This is a genomic window from Olleya sp. NP1-10 (genome assembly GCF_055804415.1).
Window position 1 is genome coordinate 1,369,448 of sequence record NZ_CM147840.1, and the last position, 17,180, is coordinate 1,386,627.

Genomic DNA, 17,180 nt, shown 5'->3' on the forward strand with positions numbered 1-17,180 from the left:
AAAAATGAGTGTTCTACTAATTTTAGTGGTGTTTTTGTATGCGTTTTCTTCAGCAAGAAATGCAAAAAGAGTGGTGTCTAAACCTCAAGTTGAATTTATAGGTAATAAAAACCTGTTTATCACGCATGAAGATGTTAGTAAGTTGTTAATACAAAATCAACAAGAGGTCAGTAACACATCTAAAGAAATTTTAGATTTGAACATCCTAGAAACAACACTTAACCAAAACCCAATGGTCCAGTATGCAGATGTTTATGTAACTGTAACTGGTAATTTAATAGCAAAGGTTAAACAAAAAACGCCAATTGCTAGAGTAGTGACAGATGCGACTTACTATGTAGATAACAATGGTGGTTATATGCCATTATCAAAAAACTACACAGAGCGTGTCCCAATTGTCACTGGATTTATTAATAAAAAAGAGTTAAACAAGATTTATATAGTAGCATCAAAAATTCAAGAAGACGAATTTTTGAAAAAACATGTTGTACAAATTCAACAAAACAAGAATAATACTATAGATCTTAAGTTAAGACAGTGTAATTTTGTAGTCCAATTAGGCAGTTTAGATCAGTTAGATAAAAAAGTCAACAATCTAAAAGCGTTTTATATTAAGGCTACAAAAGATAAAACCTTAAAAAATTACAGTAAAGTAAACTTACAATTTGGTAATCAGGTTGTTTGTACAAAAGCATAAGTTATGGAACAAAACTTGTCAGTAGGATTAGATATCGGAACCACAAAAATTGTGGCTATGATAGGTCGTAAAAATGAATATGGTAAAGTCGAAATTTTAGGTATTGGTAAATCTAAAAGTTTGGGTGTACATCGTGGTGTTGTAAATAATATCACGCAAACCATTCAGTCCATACAACTAGCAATCCAAGAAGCAGAAGCAGCAGCAGCACTAAAAATAGAAGGTGTAACTGTTGGTATCGCAGGACAACATATTAGAAGTTTACAACATAGCGATTATATTACTAGACCAAATAGTGATACTGTAATTGACGATAATGATATAGACAGACTAATTAATCAAGTACATAAATTAGTCATGCTTCCTGGCGAAGAAATTATACATGTATTACCTCAAGAATATAAAATTGACGGTCAAGCCGAAATTAAAGAACCAATCGGTATGTATGGTGGACGTTTAGAAGCTAATTTTCATGTTGTTGTAGGTCAAGTCTCGTCTATCCGAAACATTGGACGTTGTGTACAAAGTTCAGGCTTGACATTAGAAGGAATCACTCTAGAGCCTCTTGCAAGTGCAAATGCAGTATTAAGTCAAGAAGAAAAAGAAGCTGGTGTTGCATTAATAGACATAGGTGGAGGTACAACAGATTTAGCAATTTTTAGAGACGGAATAATAAGACACACAGCTGTAATACCATTTGGAGGTAATGTTATAACTGAAGACATAAAAGAAGGGTGTTCTATTATAGAGAAACAAGCTGAACTTTTAAAAATAAAATTTGGTAGTGCTTGGCCAGGAGAAAATAAAGACAATGAGATTGTTTCAATTCCAGGTTTAAGAGGACGTGATCCTAAGGAAATCACGCTTAAAAACTTGTCTAGAATAATACATGCAAGAGTTGTAGAAATTATTGAGCAAGTCTTTGTAGAAATAAAAAATTATGGACACGAAGAACAAAAAAAGAAATTAATTGCAGGTATAGTTTTAACAGGTGGAGGAAGCCAATTAAAACATTTAAAGCAGTTAGTAGAGTATATTACAGGTATGGATACCAGAATAGGGTATCCAAACGAGCATCTTGCAGGAGATAGTGATGACGCTATTACAAGCCCATTATTTGCAACAGCAGTAGGATTAGTTATGGATGGTTTAAAACGCCAAGACCGTATCAAAATTGAAGAAAAAATTGAAGAACAAATACAAGAAGTAAAAGAGGCAAATCAAGAAATGCCAGAAGAAGAGAAAATAGAACCACCAAAAAAACGAAGAAAATCGTTTTTAGAGACGTTTACAGATAAAGTCAAAGACTTTTTAGATAACGCAGAGTAATTAAATAATAATACAATAAGCGATGTATGTATCGCTAGAATAATAATAATTGATCCAGTAAAATAGAATTTATGAGCAGCAACAACGAATTCGAAAACATAGCATTTGACCTACCTAAAAACCAATCTAACGTCATTAAGGTTATTGGTGTTGGAGGAGGTGGAAGTAACGCGATTAACCACATGTTCTTACAAGGCATTAAAGGGGTTGATTTTGTTATTTGTAATACAGATGCACAAGCATTACAAAATAGTGGTGTACCAAACAAAATCCAATTAGGTTTAAATTTAACAGAAGGACTTGGTGCAGGAGCCAATCCAAACGTAGGAGAACAATCTGCTGTAGAGAGTTTTGATGACATCCAACGTATGTTAGATACCAATACAAAAATGATCTTCATAACAGCCGGAATGGGTGGAGGAACAGGTACAGGAGCAGCACCAATAATCGCTAAAATGGCTAAAGATTTAGACATTTTGACTGTTGGTATTGTTACTATGCCTTTTCAATTTGAGGGTAAAATGCGTAATGAGCAAGCTCAAGAAGGTATCGAAAGACTTCGTAAAGAAGTAGATTCGTTAGTAGTTATAAACAACAATAAACTTCGTGAAGTTTATGGTAACCTTGGTTTTAAAGCTGGTTTCTCTAAAGCTGACGAAGTATTATCTACTGCAGCACGTGGTATTGCAGAAGTTATAACACATCACTATACACAAAATATTGATTTACGTGATGCTAAAACAGTATTAAGTAATAGTGGTACAGCTATTATGGGTTCTGCATCTGCATCAGGTCAAAATCGTGCTCATGAAGCAATATCAAAAGCATTAGATTCACCTTTATTAAACGATAATAAAATTACAGGAGCCAAAAACGTATTGTTGCTAATCGTTTCTGGTGCTCAAGAAATTACTATTGATGAAATAGGAGAAATTAATGACCATATTCAAAATGAAGCTGGTCATGGTGCAAACATTATCATGGGTGTTGGTGAGGACGAAAATCTTGAAGAATCAATTTCTGTAACTATTATTGCTACAGGTTTTGATGTAGAACAGCAAAATGAAATTTCTAATACTGAAACTAAGAAAGTAATTCATGCGTTGGAAGATGACCAAAACATGGAACAAGATTTAACTAAAAAGCCTAATGTACCTGCTTCAAAAATAATTACAAGTCAGCCTGAAGTTAAGCCAGAGCCACCTAAAGCAATAGTAAAACATACTTTAGATGTTGATGCGGAAACAGAAGATCAATTATCAAATATAGAAATAGCTCAGGTTAACAGCCAAAACCGAACAGCATCAAATAATGACGTTATTGCAACCACAGAAGCTTTAAAAAATATAGATGTTAATTTTACGCAGGTTGATCCTTTAGTCGATGAGAATGCACAATTTAATATTACAAGTACTAACGCTGTAAAACAAAAAATAGATGACATTCCACAAGAACAGAAGCAGCAAATAACTTTAAGTTTTGATATGCCTATATCAGAACCAGAAACTGCACCTGTTGTTGAAGATGAAAAACCAGTAATTTTAGATTTATCAGAAGAGGTTAGTAATATTGATGTTAACGATTTTGTAGAGATCACTCCAACTGTTCAAAGCAATCAAACGGAAGAAGTTAGATATACTTTAGATGATTTTGAAGAAGAAGAAATTGTAGTAAACAAAACTAATCAGTCAAAACCTAAGGTAGAAGAAGATGTAACGTTTGAGAAAAAAGTACTAGAGAACGAAGAAGTTAAAATACAAGAAATTTTACCAGAGGTTGAAACAGAAGTAGACCCAATGAATACGCCTATTTCAGAATTGTTAAAAAGCAGAGCTGATGAGCGTAGAAAGAAAATGAAAAACTTCAATCATAAATTTAATAGTTCTAAAATTGAAGATATCGAGAAAATTCCAGCTTATAAACGTCAAGGTTTAGAGTTAGAAAATAGACAGCATTCTTCAGATAATAATATTTCTAGAACATCTTTAGGTGTAGATGATAATGATGATATTCAGTTAAGAAGTAATAATTCATTTTTACATGATAATGTAGATTAATTATCTTTATAATAAATTTAGATGTCAAATCATTTAAACCCGAAAAGCTTAAACAAGCTTTTCGGGTTTTTATTTGTGTTAATTTATCTCCAGACTATGTTAAGTATAGTCAGTAAAATCATTACGATTTAGTATCTTCGTATTTCAAAACAATATTACAATGAGTCTATCTAAAGATATAATGACAGCCTTAAAAGAGGCAATGAAAAGTAAAGATACAGTAGCATTAACAGCTTTAAGAGCAGTAAAATCTGCTATATTATTAGCGCAAACCGAAAGTGGAGCTAAACAAGAGTTGACAGAAGAGCAAGAACTTAAAATTTTACAAAAGCAAGTTAAGCAACGTAAGGATAGTGCTGCCATATTTTTAGATCAAGGACGTGAAGATTTAGCAGCGCCAGAATTAGCTGAAGCAGAGGTAATAAGTCAGTTTTTGCCAGAAGCAATGGGTGTTGAAGAAATCACAGCAGTTGTAGAACAAATTATTGCTAGCATTGGTGCAGAAGGTATGAAGGATATGGGTAAAGTAATGGGAATGGTTAGTGGTCAATTAGCTGGTAAAGCAGACGGTAAAACTATTTCAACAATAGTAAAAGCTAAGTTAGCTTAATTTAAGAGATAAATATAATGTAAACGTCTTAAGGTGTTTATAAACTAAACCTGATTGAAAAATTTAATTTCCAATCAGGTTTTTTTGTTTTTTAAAACAGTGTGTTAGTAATTAAAATAGTATTTTGTTCTGTAAATAATTATAATGTTAATACTTCAATCAGTAAATACCGAGCTTCAAGAAAATCCATTGGTCTATAAGTATGTTTTAGGTGTATTAACTATATTAATTGTTTGTTTTGTTGTTGTTGTTGGTACAATATGGTTGTTTAAATTAATAGAAAGTATTTATATAGATTATTTTGGAGGAAAACCATTAATAAGACATTTATACTTAAAGGTTAATGATATTACTCCAGTTCAAAAAAGCATATTAGAATCTGAGTTTAAATTCTATAATGATTTAAATAAAAAAGAGCAGGACTATTTTAGACACAGATTACACAAGTTTATAAAAGATACAGAGTTTATTGGTAAAGATGGAGTCATTATCCAAGAAAATCATCGCGTATTAGTCTCTGCTACAGCTATTATGTTGACTTTTGGATATCGGGATTATTCTATAAAACTTGTAGATAAAATTTTAATTTATCCTTCTGTGTTTTATTCTAATCTAGATGAAAATTACCACAAAGGGCATTTTAATCCTGCTTTTAGAGCAGTAATCCTTTCATGGGAAGATTTTGTAATAGGTTACAAAATTGAGGATGATAATTTAAATTTAGGTATACATGAGTTTATACATGCTTTGCATATTAGTTACTTAAAGCCTGAGTATAGTAACGATGTAACAGCGTACTTGTTTACCAGAGGAATTGAAGAATTAGAATCTTTTTTAAAGACTAACCAATCTTATAAAAATAAAATGGTAAACTCAGATTATTTCAGAGATTATGCATTTGAAAATAACTTTGAATTTATTGCAGTAGTGGTAGAGAACTTTATCGAGACTCCAGCACAATTTAAAGCACAATTTCCTCAAATATATAATAAGGTTAAGCAAATGCTTAACTTTAATTTTAAAGGGTATTAATAGCTCTTAAACTGATATATGTCATATTTAATTACAATGCATTGTCTTAATTTTATATCGTAGAAAATAAATAAAATCTACACTAATGACATTTGTAAATTACTTAAATAATCAGTTTTAGGGGAAATAATCAAATTATTAGGTAATTTAAAAAGGCTCCAAAATATTGGAGCCTTTTTTTGATATTATGAGTTAGCTAAAGCTTTAAGGTTTTTAATTGTTTCTGGTTGATTATCACTTTTAAATACATGACTACCAGCAACAAAAACATCAGCACCAGCATCAACTAATTGTTTTATATTTTTGTCAGTAACACCACCATCAATTTCAATTTTTGTGTCAAGACCTTGGGCGTCAATCATAGCTCTAAGTTTTTTAATACGTTGATAGGTTACATTTTCAAATTTTTGTCCACCAAAACCAGGGTTAATAGACATTAATAATACCATATAACATTCTGGTAAGATATCTTCCAAAACACTTACAGGAGTAGTAATATTAAGCACGACACCAGCTTTACAACCAGCATCTTTTATTTGTCTAAGGGTACGATGTAAATGTACAGTTGACTCGTGGTGTACAGTAATAATATCTGCACCAACTTTAGCAAACTCCTCAATGTAACGTTCAGGTTTTTCTATCATTAAATGCACATCTAAAGGTTTAGTGGCATGTTTTTTAATAGCAGCAATAACAGGCATTCCATAAGATATGTTTGGTACAAAAAGACCATCCATTACATCTATATGAAACCAATCTGCATCACTGTTATTTACCATTTCGGTATCACGTTGTAGGTTGCCAAAATCGGCAGCTAACATTGAAGGGGCAATTAATTTTGAAGACATTTATTTTAGTTTTGTGTTGTTTTTGCAAAACTACTACTTTTTATTAGTTGTCTTCTAAAAGGGATTCAATAATTTTAAAAAAGAAATCACTGTTCTCAACATTATTATCCTGTAAAGTTTTAATAAAACTTTGTAGACTATATAAGGTTTCAGTATCCTTGATAACAGAATAACCAATATCAAAAGATTTAAAATTTAGCTGTTTGATAGGCTTGTTTAATAACTCGGTGAGTTTAGAGTGTCTGTGGTCTTTTTTAATATCCTCATATACTGTGTCCAAAATAATTGGATTGCCTTCCAGTATCTGAAAAAATAAGTTGCCTCTTTTAACCAAAACACCAGTAATGTTATGGCTATCATTTTTTAATTGTGTTTGGTTAAAAAGTGCTTCAAAATCCATAAGCTTAAGCCTCGAGTTAGCTTCACTTTTATAACAGATAGTTTTTAACATAATGGTATTGTTTGACGGTAAATATAAAAAAGTTTATAAAACATAATAGTAAAAGTCTAAAAATGAGTGAACCCGAAGTAATCAGCTTCGGGTTCTTCATCAATCAAAAAACGAACAGTTATGAATAACTGTTTGTTATCGTAACTTAGTTATTAACCTAAGTAAGTTTTTAATATTTTACTTCTAGACGTATGTTTTAATCTACGTATAGCTTTTTCTTTAATTTGTCTAACACGCTCTCTAGTTAGGTCAAACGTTTCACCAATTTCTTCTAAAGTCATTGGGTGTTGGTTGCCTAAACCAAAGTATAATCTAATAACGTCAGCTTCACGTGGAGTTAAGGTTTCTAAAGCACGCTCAATTTCAGTACGTAAAGAGTCGTGTAATAATTCACGATCAGGATTTGGTGACTCACCAGAGTTTAATACATCATATAAGTTAGAGTCTTCCCCTTCAACTAAAGGAGCATCCATACTTACGTGACGACCAGAATTTTTCATAGACTCCTTAACATCGTTAATAGTCATATCTAATTCCTTAGCAATTTCTTCAGGACTTGGTGGACGTTCATGAGCTTGCTCTAGGTGAGCAAAAGTTTTATTAATTTTATTAATAGAACCAATCTTATTCAAAGGTAGACGTACAATACGTGATTGTTCAGCTAAAGCTTGTAAAATAGACTGTCTAATCCACCATACAGCATAAGATATAAATTTAAAACCACGTGTTTCGTCAAAACGTTGTGCAGCTTTAATTAATCCTAAGTTTCCTTCATTAATTAAATCAGGAAGTGTTAACCCTTGGTTTTGGTATTGTTTGGCTACAGATACAACAAAACGTAAGTTAGCCTTAGTCAACTTTTCTAGTGCTATCTGGTCTCCAGCCTTGATACGTTGCGCTAATTCTACCTCTTCATCCGCAGTAATTAGGTCAACTTTTCCAATTTCTTGTAGATATTTATCTAACGATGCAGTCTCACGATTAGTAACCTGCTTGGTAATTTTAAGTTGTCTCATCTAAAAAAGTGTGCTATTTAATCTTAATGAATATATTGCTATCATTAGTTATACGTAGCAAAGATATAATTTGTTACAAAAACTGACGATTATTTTTCAATCTCTTCTCTTTTTTATTTGGCGTTTCCTTTTTAAGCCCCAAAAAGGCTTAAAAACGTCAGGCTGTCCGTTATATCTTTTTTGTAAAAAAAACAAAAAAGGATGCCACTTCCATCCTTAACGCGCTTACTGTTGCGACTTACTCAAAATCTAAAAGCTGTGTAGCAGTAATAAGTTGTTTTAACGCTTCAATTTTTGCAAATAGATTATTAAAAAAACTGTTACGTTCCTTTTCTCCAGCAGTATTTAATAATTTACTGTTTTGTAATTGCTTTTTTAAAAAGCGTTCAGCTTCTTGACAAGTGTGTTTGTCTTCGGTTTTATAATAAGACAATAATGTAAAAGGGACATAAAGTAGTTGGCTATTTGCAGCACTAACCAAAACATGATTATTCATTAAATGTAATTCATTGTAAAATAGCATAAAAGGATTGGTGTTGGATAGTAATTTGTCAAAAATAGATTGAATTAATTGTTTTAATAAATCACACAATTCTAAAGCAGTATTAGAGTTAACTTGTCCAGCTTGATAGTAGTAATGAATTTGTTTTAGTGTACTATTTATAGTTGTAACATCCCAAATCTCTTGAGTATTTAAATTATTATACAAGCTAGCTAATTGTTTGCCAGCTATGATTAGTGAGGTACTTGGTGCAAAATTATCAAAGCTTTTAGTCGCTAATTTTGGATTTAACAATTTAAGCCAAACATAATATTTAAACCGACTTAGTATATCACCATTTAAATTGTAAAACAAAGGAATGTCTTTAGCAGAATACAGTATACTGCTATCTTTTAATGTTAATAAGGGTAATAAAGATTGGTAAGAATCCTCAAAATACTGTTGTAATTGTGACTCGTTTTCAATGTGTTTTGTTTTTTCAATACTGACAAACTCAGTAGATGTCGTTTCAAATAACCTATCTAAAGATATATTATAGTATTTAGCCAAAGTAATACTTTCATCTAAAGATAATTTACTTTTCAAGCTTACACGTCTATGTGCAGCATCATAACTAATGTCTAAAGCAGTAGCGACAGCCTCAATAGTAGAGGTGTTAGTTGGTAATTCGGTTTTTAAAAACTCTAAAAAGACGGTTTGAAACATGATTAAAAATAATATAATTTGTGATTATCGCAAAATTTAGTTTTTCAATTTGTGAATTGGACCATTTAAAACGTGATTATAGCAATAGTTTTGGTCTCAACTAAATAAACCTTTTAATCATGAAACATATATTATTTATACTTTTTGTTATAATTATTATACCTTTTGGTAACGCTCAAAACGATACTATTTATAAACCTTATAATAATCAATATCAGGATTATTTTAAACAAGTAACTTTTAAAATAGGAGGAGGTGTTTTGTTACCTCAAGGCGATTTGTCAAAATATTTTGGTGTGTCTCCTTTGGTAGAGCTTAGTTTAGATTTTCCGGTGACTGAAAAAAAATCGCTTCAGTTTACACTGCAATTTATAGTTCCAGATCAAAAACAACCTTTTAAGTATGTAAGAACTTTAGATACCATTCAAGCAAAAGCTTCTTTTATGATCAACCCAATGTTGAGGTTTAATAAAAATCTTAGTCAAAAGGAGAACAATCAATTTCATATTAGTTTGGGTATTGGAGCTTCCATAATTAAAACGGATGCTAGAAATCCTTTTTATTCAGGTAATGATGATGAGGAAAAATACGAAGTCGTTACAACATTGTTACTGTCTCCAAATTTAGATTATGTCAAAAAGTTTAGAAATAAAGAAGAGTTAACCTTTAGCATTGGATTAAATTACACGCCTTATAAAATAGAAGGCGCTTTAAGGCAAGATATAGGAAGTTTAAGTTTAACGCCCAGAATATTATATAGTTTTTGATGGTCCTTAAAAAAAGCCTATCACTAGTGATAGGCTTTGTAGACTAATTTATTTAAAATTTATTAAACTCTAACTTGACCATCACCAAAAACGTAATATTTATTGGTTACCAGTTGTTTTAGTCCCAATGGTCCTCTATGGTGTAATTTGTCTGTACTTATGGCTAATTCTGCGCCAACACCCATTTGTCCTCCATCAGTAAATCTTGTTGATGCATTATGGTATACTGCAGCACTATCAACTTGATTCATGAACTGTAAAGCTTCATTGTTGTTTTCTGTTATGATTGCTGCCGAATGTTTTCCGGAATGTGTGTTTATCATTTTAATAGCTTCGTCTAAATCTGAAACTTCTCCAATAAGCAGTTTTCTAGCTAAAAATTCTTCATTCCAAATATTGGGTTCTGTTATTTTTTTAGTTGAATTTAAAATTTGGTTAATTTTATTATCAGAGATTACAGTAACCTCGTGTTGTTCTAATTTTTGTTGAAGCATTTCCAATTTTAATTCATATTCAGGAATGTTCTTATTAATTAAAACTTTGTCTAAAGCATTACACCCAGAAATTTTATCAGTCTTTGCATTTATAATAACACTAACAGCTTTACTCCAATCAGCCTGTTCTGAAATGTATAAAAAGTTGTTACCTCTACCACTAACTAAAACAGCACATGTAGCATGTGTTTTTACAAAATTAATCAAGCGCTCACCACCTCTTGGCACAATTAGATCTAATTGCTCAGTAGGATTTTTTAAAAAGGCTTGTGTTTCTTCTCTTTTTAGGTGTAATAATTTAATCCAGTCTTTAGATAGCCCATTATCCTCTAAAGCTTTGTGCCAACATTTTTCTAATATTAGGTTACTATTTAGTGCTTCTTTACCTCCTTTTAGTAAAATCTTATTATTGGTTTTAAACGCTAAGACAGAGGCTTCAATAGTAACATCAGGTCTAGATTCGTAAATAATTAAAATGGTACCAAAAGGTGCAGTTGTATTAATAACGTTAAGCTGATTTTTTAGCGTTATGTTAGATAGTTCTTTTCCAACAGGATCCTCTTGGTTTAAAACTGACTTGACAGCTTCAATCATTTCATTTACTTTTTTATTGTTTACAATTAAACGATCAAATAACGCTTGATCTTCTTTATTAAAAGCTTCCAAATCTTTTTTGTTTGCAGCAATAATATTTTCTCGTTCATTGTCTAAAATCTGTAACATAGATTTTAAAACATTGTTTTTAATATCTGTATTTAATAGTTTCATTGTAGTTTTTTTAATTAGGCACAAATAAATTTTGTGCCAATTTGTTTATTATTAATAATATCTACCATTACATTTTTGCGTTTACCATTGGCAATATATGTTGGTATGTTTTTTCGTGCTGTCACCTTTGCAATTCTTAATTTAGAAGCCATTCCGCCTCGACCTTCACCTTCTTTTTTGTTTGAAGGACAAACATATTTTTCGACATTTTCGTTTGTTTTAACTTCGTGTAACTTAACAGAGTCTTCGTCATCTGGATGTCCTGTGTATAATCCATCTGTATCTGATAAAATAATTAGCCTATCTGCATCAATCAATTCTGCAACAAGACTAGCTAACTCATCATTATCGGTAAACATGGACATGGTTAATGATACTGCATCATCTTCGTTAGCGATAGGTGTTATGCCTTCGGACAGTAAACCTTCATAACAATTAATCATATTTTCTCTGTATTTACCCAAGTCAAAATCTCGTTTTGTGGCTAATACTTGTGCGCAACGCATTCCGTAATCATGAAAAATACTATAATAATGTCTCATCATTCTGGGTTGACCTACAGAGGAGTAGACTTGACGTCGAATAGACGAATCTTCAATTTTTGTATTTCCTAAAATTTCTTTTCCAGCTATTGCTGAACCTGAGGATACTAAAACGACTTTAATATCACGTTCATACAACACTGCAATTTGTCTTACCAATTCTCTTAATACTGGTCCTAATATTCTGTTATCTTTATTTGTTAGCACATTGGTACCTACTTTTACAACCACGCGCTTAATGTCATCTTCCATTTTATTTTTCTTTTCCTAATTCTACAGCTCTATCAAAAGCAGCATATGCAGCATCTTGAATAAGTTGTTTTACATTATTATCCTCCATACTATCTATTGCAGCTTGAGTTGTTCCTCCTTTAGAGGCTACTTTGTCTATCCATTTTTCTGGAGAGATATCATTTTGGCTAAATAATTCAATTGCACCTTCAAAAGTGTTGCTTACAAGTACTTTAGAGTCATATTCTGAAAAACCCATTTTTAAAGCAGCTTCAAGCATAGATTGCATAAAATAAAAAACATAAGCAGGACCACTTCCAGAAATTCCTGTTGAGGCATCAATAAAATTTTCGCTACTTACCTCAATAGATGTACCTGTTGTATCTAATAAATGTCTAATCATTAATAGTTCTACTTTGGATACAGATGTATCTCCTGTATACGATGTCACACCTTTACCAACTTTAGCGGGTAAATTAGGCATGGTTCTAATCACTTTTTTTATGCCTAATCCTTTTTGAATAGACTTTATTGTGACACCTGCCATTAGAGATACAAAAATTTGTTCTTTATTTACCAAATTGGTCATTTCTGTAAATAGGTCTTCACAGTGGTATGGTTTTACTGCTAAAAAAACAATGTCTGCTTGTGGCAAACAGTCCTGTAGTGATGTGTAAACATTAAATTTTGGTTCTTGTCTTAGTGTTTCAATTTTTTTAGGATCGGTATCAAATATTTTTAATTTGTGTTTATTTAATAATGAAGAATTTATCATTCCTTCAGAATAAGTTAAACCCATGTTTCCGGCTCCTATTACTAATACTTTCATAATTTGTTTTAATTAATAAATTAACTGTCAGTACTATAATAGCATCAATTACTATGCGATAGTGCCAAAGTGAAAAATTGATTTAAATAAATTTGATATTTTTAAAGATTTAAGATCATAATTATCATATTGGTAATTTAGTCTTCATCTGTAACTAAATCTATAATTTGATAAAAACTAGTTACTAGATATTTGTGACAGTCTGTCGGTGACAATTTTGTAATTACGTGTTGTTTTTAATAAAAACACCTCTGTTTAAACAGAGGTGTTTGATACTATTTTTGAATATTTTTTATCAATTAACGAGTTAACCAACCTCTTTTATTTGCTGTTGCAATAGCATAAGGTGTTATCCAAAACAATCCAAATGTGTAAAGAATACTATATGAATATGCCCAAAACCCTTGAGTAGATTTATGACGATTAGTATAAAATATTAATGAAAATGTAGATAAAAATAAAATGCTAACTAAAGTAGATCCAAAAAATAATAAAGGATGTACTAATACAAAAAATAGCATAAATAGCATAAAAGGAAAACTCATTAAAAGTTCTGCAAATTGACTTATAAATAAAAGTCTGGTTCCTGTTTTATTACCTTCTCTAAAATCTGTAAATACATATTTAGCCATTTCTAAACTCTCTCTAACATTACTTCTTCCCCAACGAATAAACATTTTATATAGTCCTAAATATTCTTCAGGAACATTGGTGTAGGCAACAGAATTACTTTGAAATAGTACATGCTCCCCTTGTTTTAAAATCATGTTTGTCATCGCTCGGTCCTCTCCAATATCAGAAGGTTGTCCCATAAATTTTTGTTCAATCCATTCTGGTAAACATTTAAAGACAGCACTACGTCTGTAGGCAGCTAATGCTCCAGGAGTACATAATACCGATTTTAAATTACTTTCGGCAGATCTAACAAATTCAAAACTCATTACAAAACTAACGTCCAGCATTTTAGGAAGCATCTCTTTTTTATTATTTAATACTCTAATGTTTCCTGCGACAGCACCACATTTCTCGTCAACAATAAATGGACTAACTAAGTTTCTTAAAGTGTCTTCTGTGACAATCGAATCACTATCAACTGTAACAAAAATATCTCCTGTACCTACATTAAAACCTCTGTATAGTGCATGTCTTTTACCTTTGTTTTCAGGTTGTTTATAGATTTCTAAAGTTGTACCTAATTCATTTTTAGCTTTTTTAATCCAATCCCAAGTATCATCTAGACTACCATCGTCAATTGCTAATAATTGCATTTTTTCTTTAGGATAATCGCTTTTTGCTAAGCTCATTAATGTATCCCAAACTTGTTTCCCTTCATTATAAGCAGGAACAATTACTGTACATGTTGGTAATTCTTTATTAGATACTGAGACAATAGGTTTGTATTTATAAAAGTTATAAGCAGTATATGCAAAAAATAATACTTTATAAAAAAATAAAAAGGAAGCTATTGCAATAAAAGTTAAACCAATGGCTGACTGTGCCTGCGTTGCATTAAAAACTTCAAAGTCATTATGAAATACAGAAAAGAAGTATATACCCAATAAGATTAATAGAAAAGTACTTAAAAGAACTGCCTTGTTTTTAGACGTTGATACATTATCTGAATCATTAAATTTTTGAAAATACTGTGTTGGTTTTTCTTTTAATGTCTTTTTTGAATTTGTATTAGCGTAATTTGTATTCATATAAATATTTAATATTTAGTTGATGTTTACAAGTGTTACGTCGCATTAGTAGCCTTTGGACGTTTATTATGGACTATTTAAGAAAACTTTATAATTAGCTGTATAATTTTATTGTATTGGTGATTATTGATATAAATTTTTAGCATAAAAAAAGCTCAACGTGATGTTGAGCTTTTAAATTTATTTTGAGTTTAAAAAGAATTAGTCTTCTTTTTTTGTGTCTCTAGGTTTGCGATCATCACGTCTGTTATCACGTCCACGATTATCTCTTCCTCTATTATCACGTCCACCAGAACGTTTATCATCTCTTGGTGGTCTTTCTACAAAACCTTCTGGTTTTGGTAAAATAGCTTTTCTAGATACTTTTTCTTTACGTGTACGTTTATCTACACCAAAGTATTTTACATCAAATACGTCTCCCATGTTTACAACATCAGATACATTTTCTGTGCGTTCCCAAGCTAATTCAGATACGTGTAATAATACTTCATTTCCAGGAGCTTCAACATACTCAACTACAGCTCCAAAATCTAACATCTTGATAACCTTAACTTCGTATACGCTTCCTACTTCTGGCTTAAATAATAACGAATCTATTTTTGCTAAAACAGCATCAATACCTTTATTACCAACTCCTAATATTTCAACAATACCTTCTTCTGTAACTGGATCCTCGTTAATAACGATTGTAGTTTCAGTTTCTTTTTGCATTTCTTGAATTACTTTTCCTCCTGGTCCAATTAAAGCACCAATAAATTCATTAGGTATGCGTCTTGTAACCATTTTAGGAGCATGACTTTTAACATCCTCAGCTGGTGTGTTAATAGTGTCTGTTATTTTTCCTAAAATGTGTAAACGACCATCACGAGCTTGTTTTAGTGCATTTACTAAAATTTCGTATGATAATCCTTTAACTTTAATATCCATTTGACAAGCAGTAATTCCGTCTGCTGTACCTGTAACTTTAAAGTCCATATCCCCTAAGTGATCTTCATCACCTAAAATATCAGATAATACTGCGTATTTACCAGATTCTACATCTGTAATTAAACCCATTGCAATACCAGAAACTGGTTTTTTAAGTTTAACACCAGCGTCCATAAGTGCCATAGTTCCTGCACAAACGGTTGCCATAGATGATGACCCGTTAGATTCTAAAATTTCTGATACAACACGAACTGTATAAGGACAGTCTGCTGGGACCATATTTTTTAATGCACGTTGTGCTAAATTACCATGACCAACTTCACGTCTAGAAGTCCCTCTTAAAGGTCTTGCTTCTCCTGTTGAAAAAGGAGGGAAGTTGTAGTGTAAGTAAAAACGCTCTTCACCTTCATAAGAAGCCATATCTATTTGGTTAGCTTCTCTTGACGTTCCTAAAGTAACTGTTGCTAATGCTTGAGTTTCTCCACGCGTAAATACAGAAGACCCATGTGTTGATGGTAAGTAGTCTACCTCACACCAAATTGGTCTTATCTCGTCAGTTTTACGTCCATCTAAACGTAAACCTTCATCTAATGTTAAGTTACGTATTGCAGCTTTTTCTGCTTTAGCGTAATATTTTGATACTAAATCTCCGTAATCTGCTAATTCTTCTTCAGTAAACGTTGCTTTTACTTCTTCTTTAATTTCAGAAAAAGCATTGCTTCTTTCTTTTTTAGAAGATCCAGCTTTAGCTACAGCATATACTTTGTCATAAGCTAAATCATAGATTTTTTTTGCTAAATCATCATCAGAACGTTCAGCATCATACTCACGTGTTTCTTTTTTACCAAAAGCTTCAGCTAATCTTACTTGAGCAGCACATTGTACTTTAATAGCTTCATGAGCAAATTTAATTGCTTCAGCCATTTCTTCTTCAGATATTTCTAGCATTTCACCTTCAACCATCATTACTGAGTCCGCAGAAGCACCAATCATCATATCAAGATCAGATTCTTCTAATTGCGCACGTGTTGGGTTGATAATAAATTCACCATTAATACGACCAACTCTAGCTTCAGAAATTGGAGTTTCAAATGGTACGTCAGATAATTGGATTGCAGCAGATGCAGCTAATCCAGCCATAGCGTCAGGCATCACATTTTCGTCATGAGACATTAACTGAATCATTACTTGTGTTTCTGCGTGGTAATCTTTAGGGAATAATGGACGTAAAACACGGTCTACAAGACGCATTGTTAATACTTCTCCATCACTTGGTCTTGCTTCTCTTTTGAAGAAACCTCCTGGATAACGTCCAGCAGCAGCAAATTTTTCGCGATAATCTACCGTTAATGGTAAAAAGTCTACGTCACTTTGCTTGTAGTTAGAAACTAATGTACATAATAACATACAGTTTCCTGATTGTACGACAACAGATCCATGTGCCTGTTTTGCTAATTTTCCGGTTTCGATAGAGATTTCTCTTCCGTCACCAAGGTCTATGACCTCTTTAAAAACTTTTGGAATCATAAATTTTTTTAATTCTAATTAAACAATGGTCGTTGTGTTGTGTGTGGTAGTAGTAGTTGTGATGACCAATGAAAAACTGTAATTAGCTTCTTCTATATTGGAGTTTAGACTCTTCCAAATCGAGTTATGATATAACAAAAAACCA

The 17,180-nt window shown here is 31.7% G+C and carries 15 protein-coding genes; 6 read left to right on the forward strand and 9 right to left on the reverse strand.

All coding sequences use genetic code 11. The features are described from left to right. The first annotated feature begins 4 nt into the window (after positions 1 to 4). From AC0L4B_RS06305 to AC0L4B_RS06325, 5 genes are all read left to right on the forward strand, one after another. Positions 5 to 697, forward strand: coding sequence for a cell division protein FtsQ/DivIB (locus tag AC0L4B_RS06305; protein ID WP_473439020.1), 693 nt, complete (start codon positions 5 to 7; stop codon positions 695 to 697). 3 nt (positions 698 to 700) lie between these two features. Beyond that, positions 701 to 2,026 carry a cell division protein FtsA gene (gene ftsA, locus AC0L4B_RS06310; RefSeq protein WP_028289085.1) on the forward strand — a complete coding sequence of 442 codons (1,326 nt, stop codon included), beginning with the start codon at positions 701 to 703 and terminating at the stop codon, positions 2,024 to 2,026. A 71-nt stretch (positions 2,027 to 2,097) separates the two neighbouring features. Further along, positions 2,098 to 4,083 carry a cell division protein FtsZ gene (gene ftsZ, locus AC0L4B_RS06315; protein WP_473439021.1) on the forward strand — a complete coding sequence of 662 codons (1,986 nt, stop codon included), beginning with the start codon at positions 2,098 to 2,100 and terminating at the stop codon, positions 4,081 to 4,083. A 160-nt stretch (positions 4,084 to 4,243) separates the two neighbouring features. Continuing rightward, the gene (locus AC0L4B_RS06320) at positions 4,244 to 4,693 is read left to right on the forward strand and encodes a GatB/YqeY domain-containing protein (RefSeq protein WP_473439022.1); all 450 of its coding nucleotides are present in this window, start codon (positions 4,244 to 4,246) and stop codon (positions 4,691 to 4,693) included. A gap of 144 nt (positions 4,694 to 4,837) precedes the next feature. Continuing rightward, the gene (locus AC0L4B_RS06325; RefSeq protein ID WP_473439023.1) at positions 4,838 to 5,725 is read left to right on the forward strand and encodes a zinc-dependent peptidase; all 888 of its coding nucleotides are present in this window, start codon (positions 4,838 to 4,840) and stop codon (positions 5,723 to 5,725) included. Positions 5,726 to 5,910: 185 nt separating this feature from the next. Here the strand turns inward: AC0L4B_RS06325 and rpe are convergent, their stop codons facing one another. The 4 genes from rpe to AC0L4B_RS06345 all read right to left on the reverse strand — a co-directional run bounded on the left by rpe (position 5,911) and on the right by AC0L4B_RS06345 (position 9,247). Continuing rightward, positions 5,911 to 6,573: a ribulose-phosphate 3-epimerase gene (gene rpe, locus AC0L4B_RS06330; protein ID WP_473439024.1), complete on the reverse strand. Its 663-nt coding sequence runs from the start codon at positions 6,571 to 6,573 to the stop codon at positions 5,911 to 5,913. A 43-nt stretch (positions 6,574 to 6,616) separates the two neighbouring features. Continuing rightward, positions 6,617 to 7,024, reverse strand: a complete 408-nt coding sequence (locus tag AC0L4B_RS06335) for a BLUF domain-containing protein (RefSeq protein WP_473439025.1) — start codon at positions 7,022 to 7,024, stop codon at positions 6,617 to 6,619. A 152-nt stretch (positions 7,025 to 7,176) separates the two neighbouring features. After that, positions 7,177 to 8,040, reverse strand: coding sequence for a sigma-70 family RNA polymerase sigma factor (locus tag AC0L4B_RS06340; RefSeq protein ID WP_028289079.1), 864 nt, complete (start codon positions 8,038 to 8,040; stop codon positions 7,177 to 7,179). Between the two features lie 238 nt (positions 8,041 to 8,278). Further along, the gene (locus tag AC0L4B_RS06345) at positions 8,279 to 9,247 is read right to left on the reverse strand and encodes a hypothetical protein (RefSeq protein WP_473439026.1); all 969 of its coding nucleotides are present in this window, start codon (positions 9,245 to 9,247) and stop codon (positions 8,279 to 8,281) included. A 119-nt stretch (positions 9,248 to 9,366) separates the two neighbouring features. Here AC0L4B_RS06345 and AC0L4B_RS06350 point away from each other — a divergent pair, with 119 nt between their 5' ends. Beyond that, entirely contained in the window at positions 9,367 to 10,014 is a 648-nt protein-coding gene (locus tag AC0L4B_RS06350) for a hypothetical protein (RefSeq protein ID WP_473439027.1), read from the forward strand. A gap of 62 nt (positions 10,015 to 10,076) precedes the next feature. Here the strand turns inward: AC0L4B_RS06350 and AC0L4B_RS06355 are convergent, their stop codons facing one another. The 5 genes from AC0L4B_RS06355 to AC0L4B_RS06375 form a co-directional block, all read right to left on the reverse strand. Then, positions 10,077 to 11,276, reverse strand: coding sequence for a glutamate-5-semialdehyde dehydrogenase (locus AC0L4B_RS06355; RefSeq protein ID WP_473439028.1), 1,200 nt, complete (start codon positions 11,274 to 11,276; stop codon positions 10,077 to 10,079). A 14-nt stretch (positions 11,277 to 11,290) separates the two neighbouring features. Then, positions 11,291 to 12,070, reverse strand: coding sequence for a glutamate 5-kinase (gene proB, locus AC0L4B_RS06360; RefSeq protein WP_473439029.1), 780 nt, complete (start codon positions 12,068 to 12,070; stop codon positions 11,291 to 11,293). A gap of 1 nt (position 12,071) precedes the next feature. Next, entirely contained in the window at positions 12,072 to 12,878 is an 807-nt protein-coding gene (proC, locus tag AC0L4B_RS06365) for a pyrroline-5-carboxylate reductase (RefSeq protein ID WP_473439030.1), read from the reverse strand. A gap of 299 nt (positions 12,879 to 13,177) precedes the next feature. After that, positions 13,178 to 14,581: a glycosyltransferase family 2 protein gene (locus AC0L4B_RS06370; protein ID WP_473439031.1), complete on the reverse strand. Its 1,404-nt coding sequence runs from the start codon at positions 14,579 to 14,581 to the stop codon at positions 13,178 to 13,180. A 201-nt stretch (positions 14,582 to 14,782) separates the two neighbouring features. After that, entirely contained in the window at positions 14,783 to 17,035 is a 2,253-nt protein-coding gene (locus AC0L4B_RS06375; protein ID WP_473439032.1) for a polyribonucleotide nucleotidyltransferase, read from the reverse strand. Positions 17,036 to 17,180 lie beyond the last annotated feature (145 nt).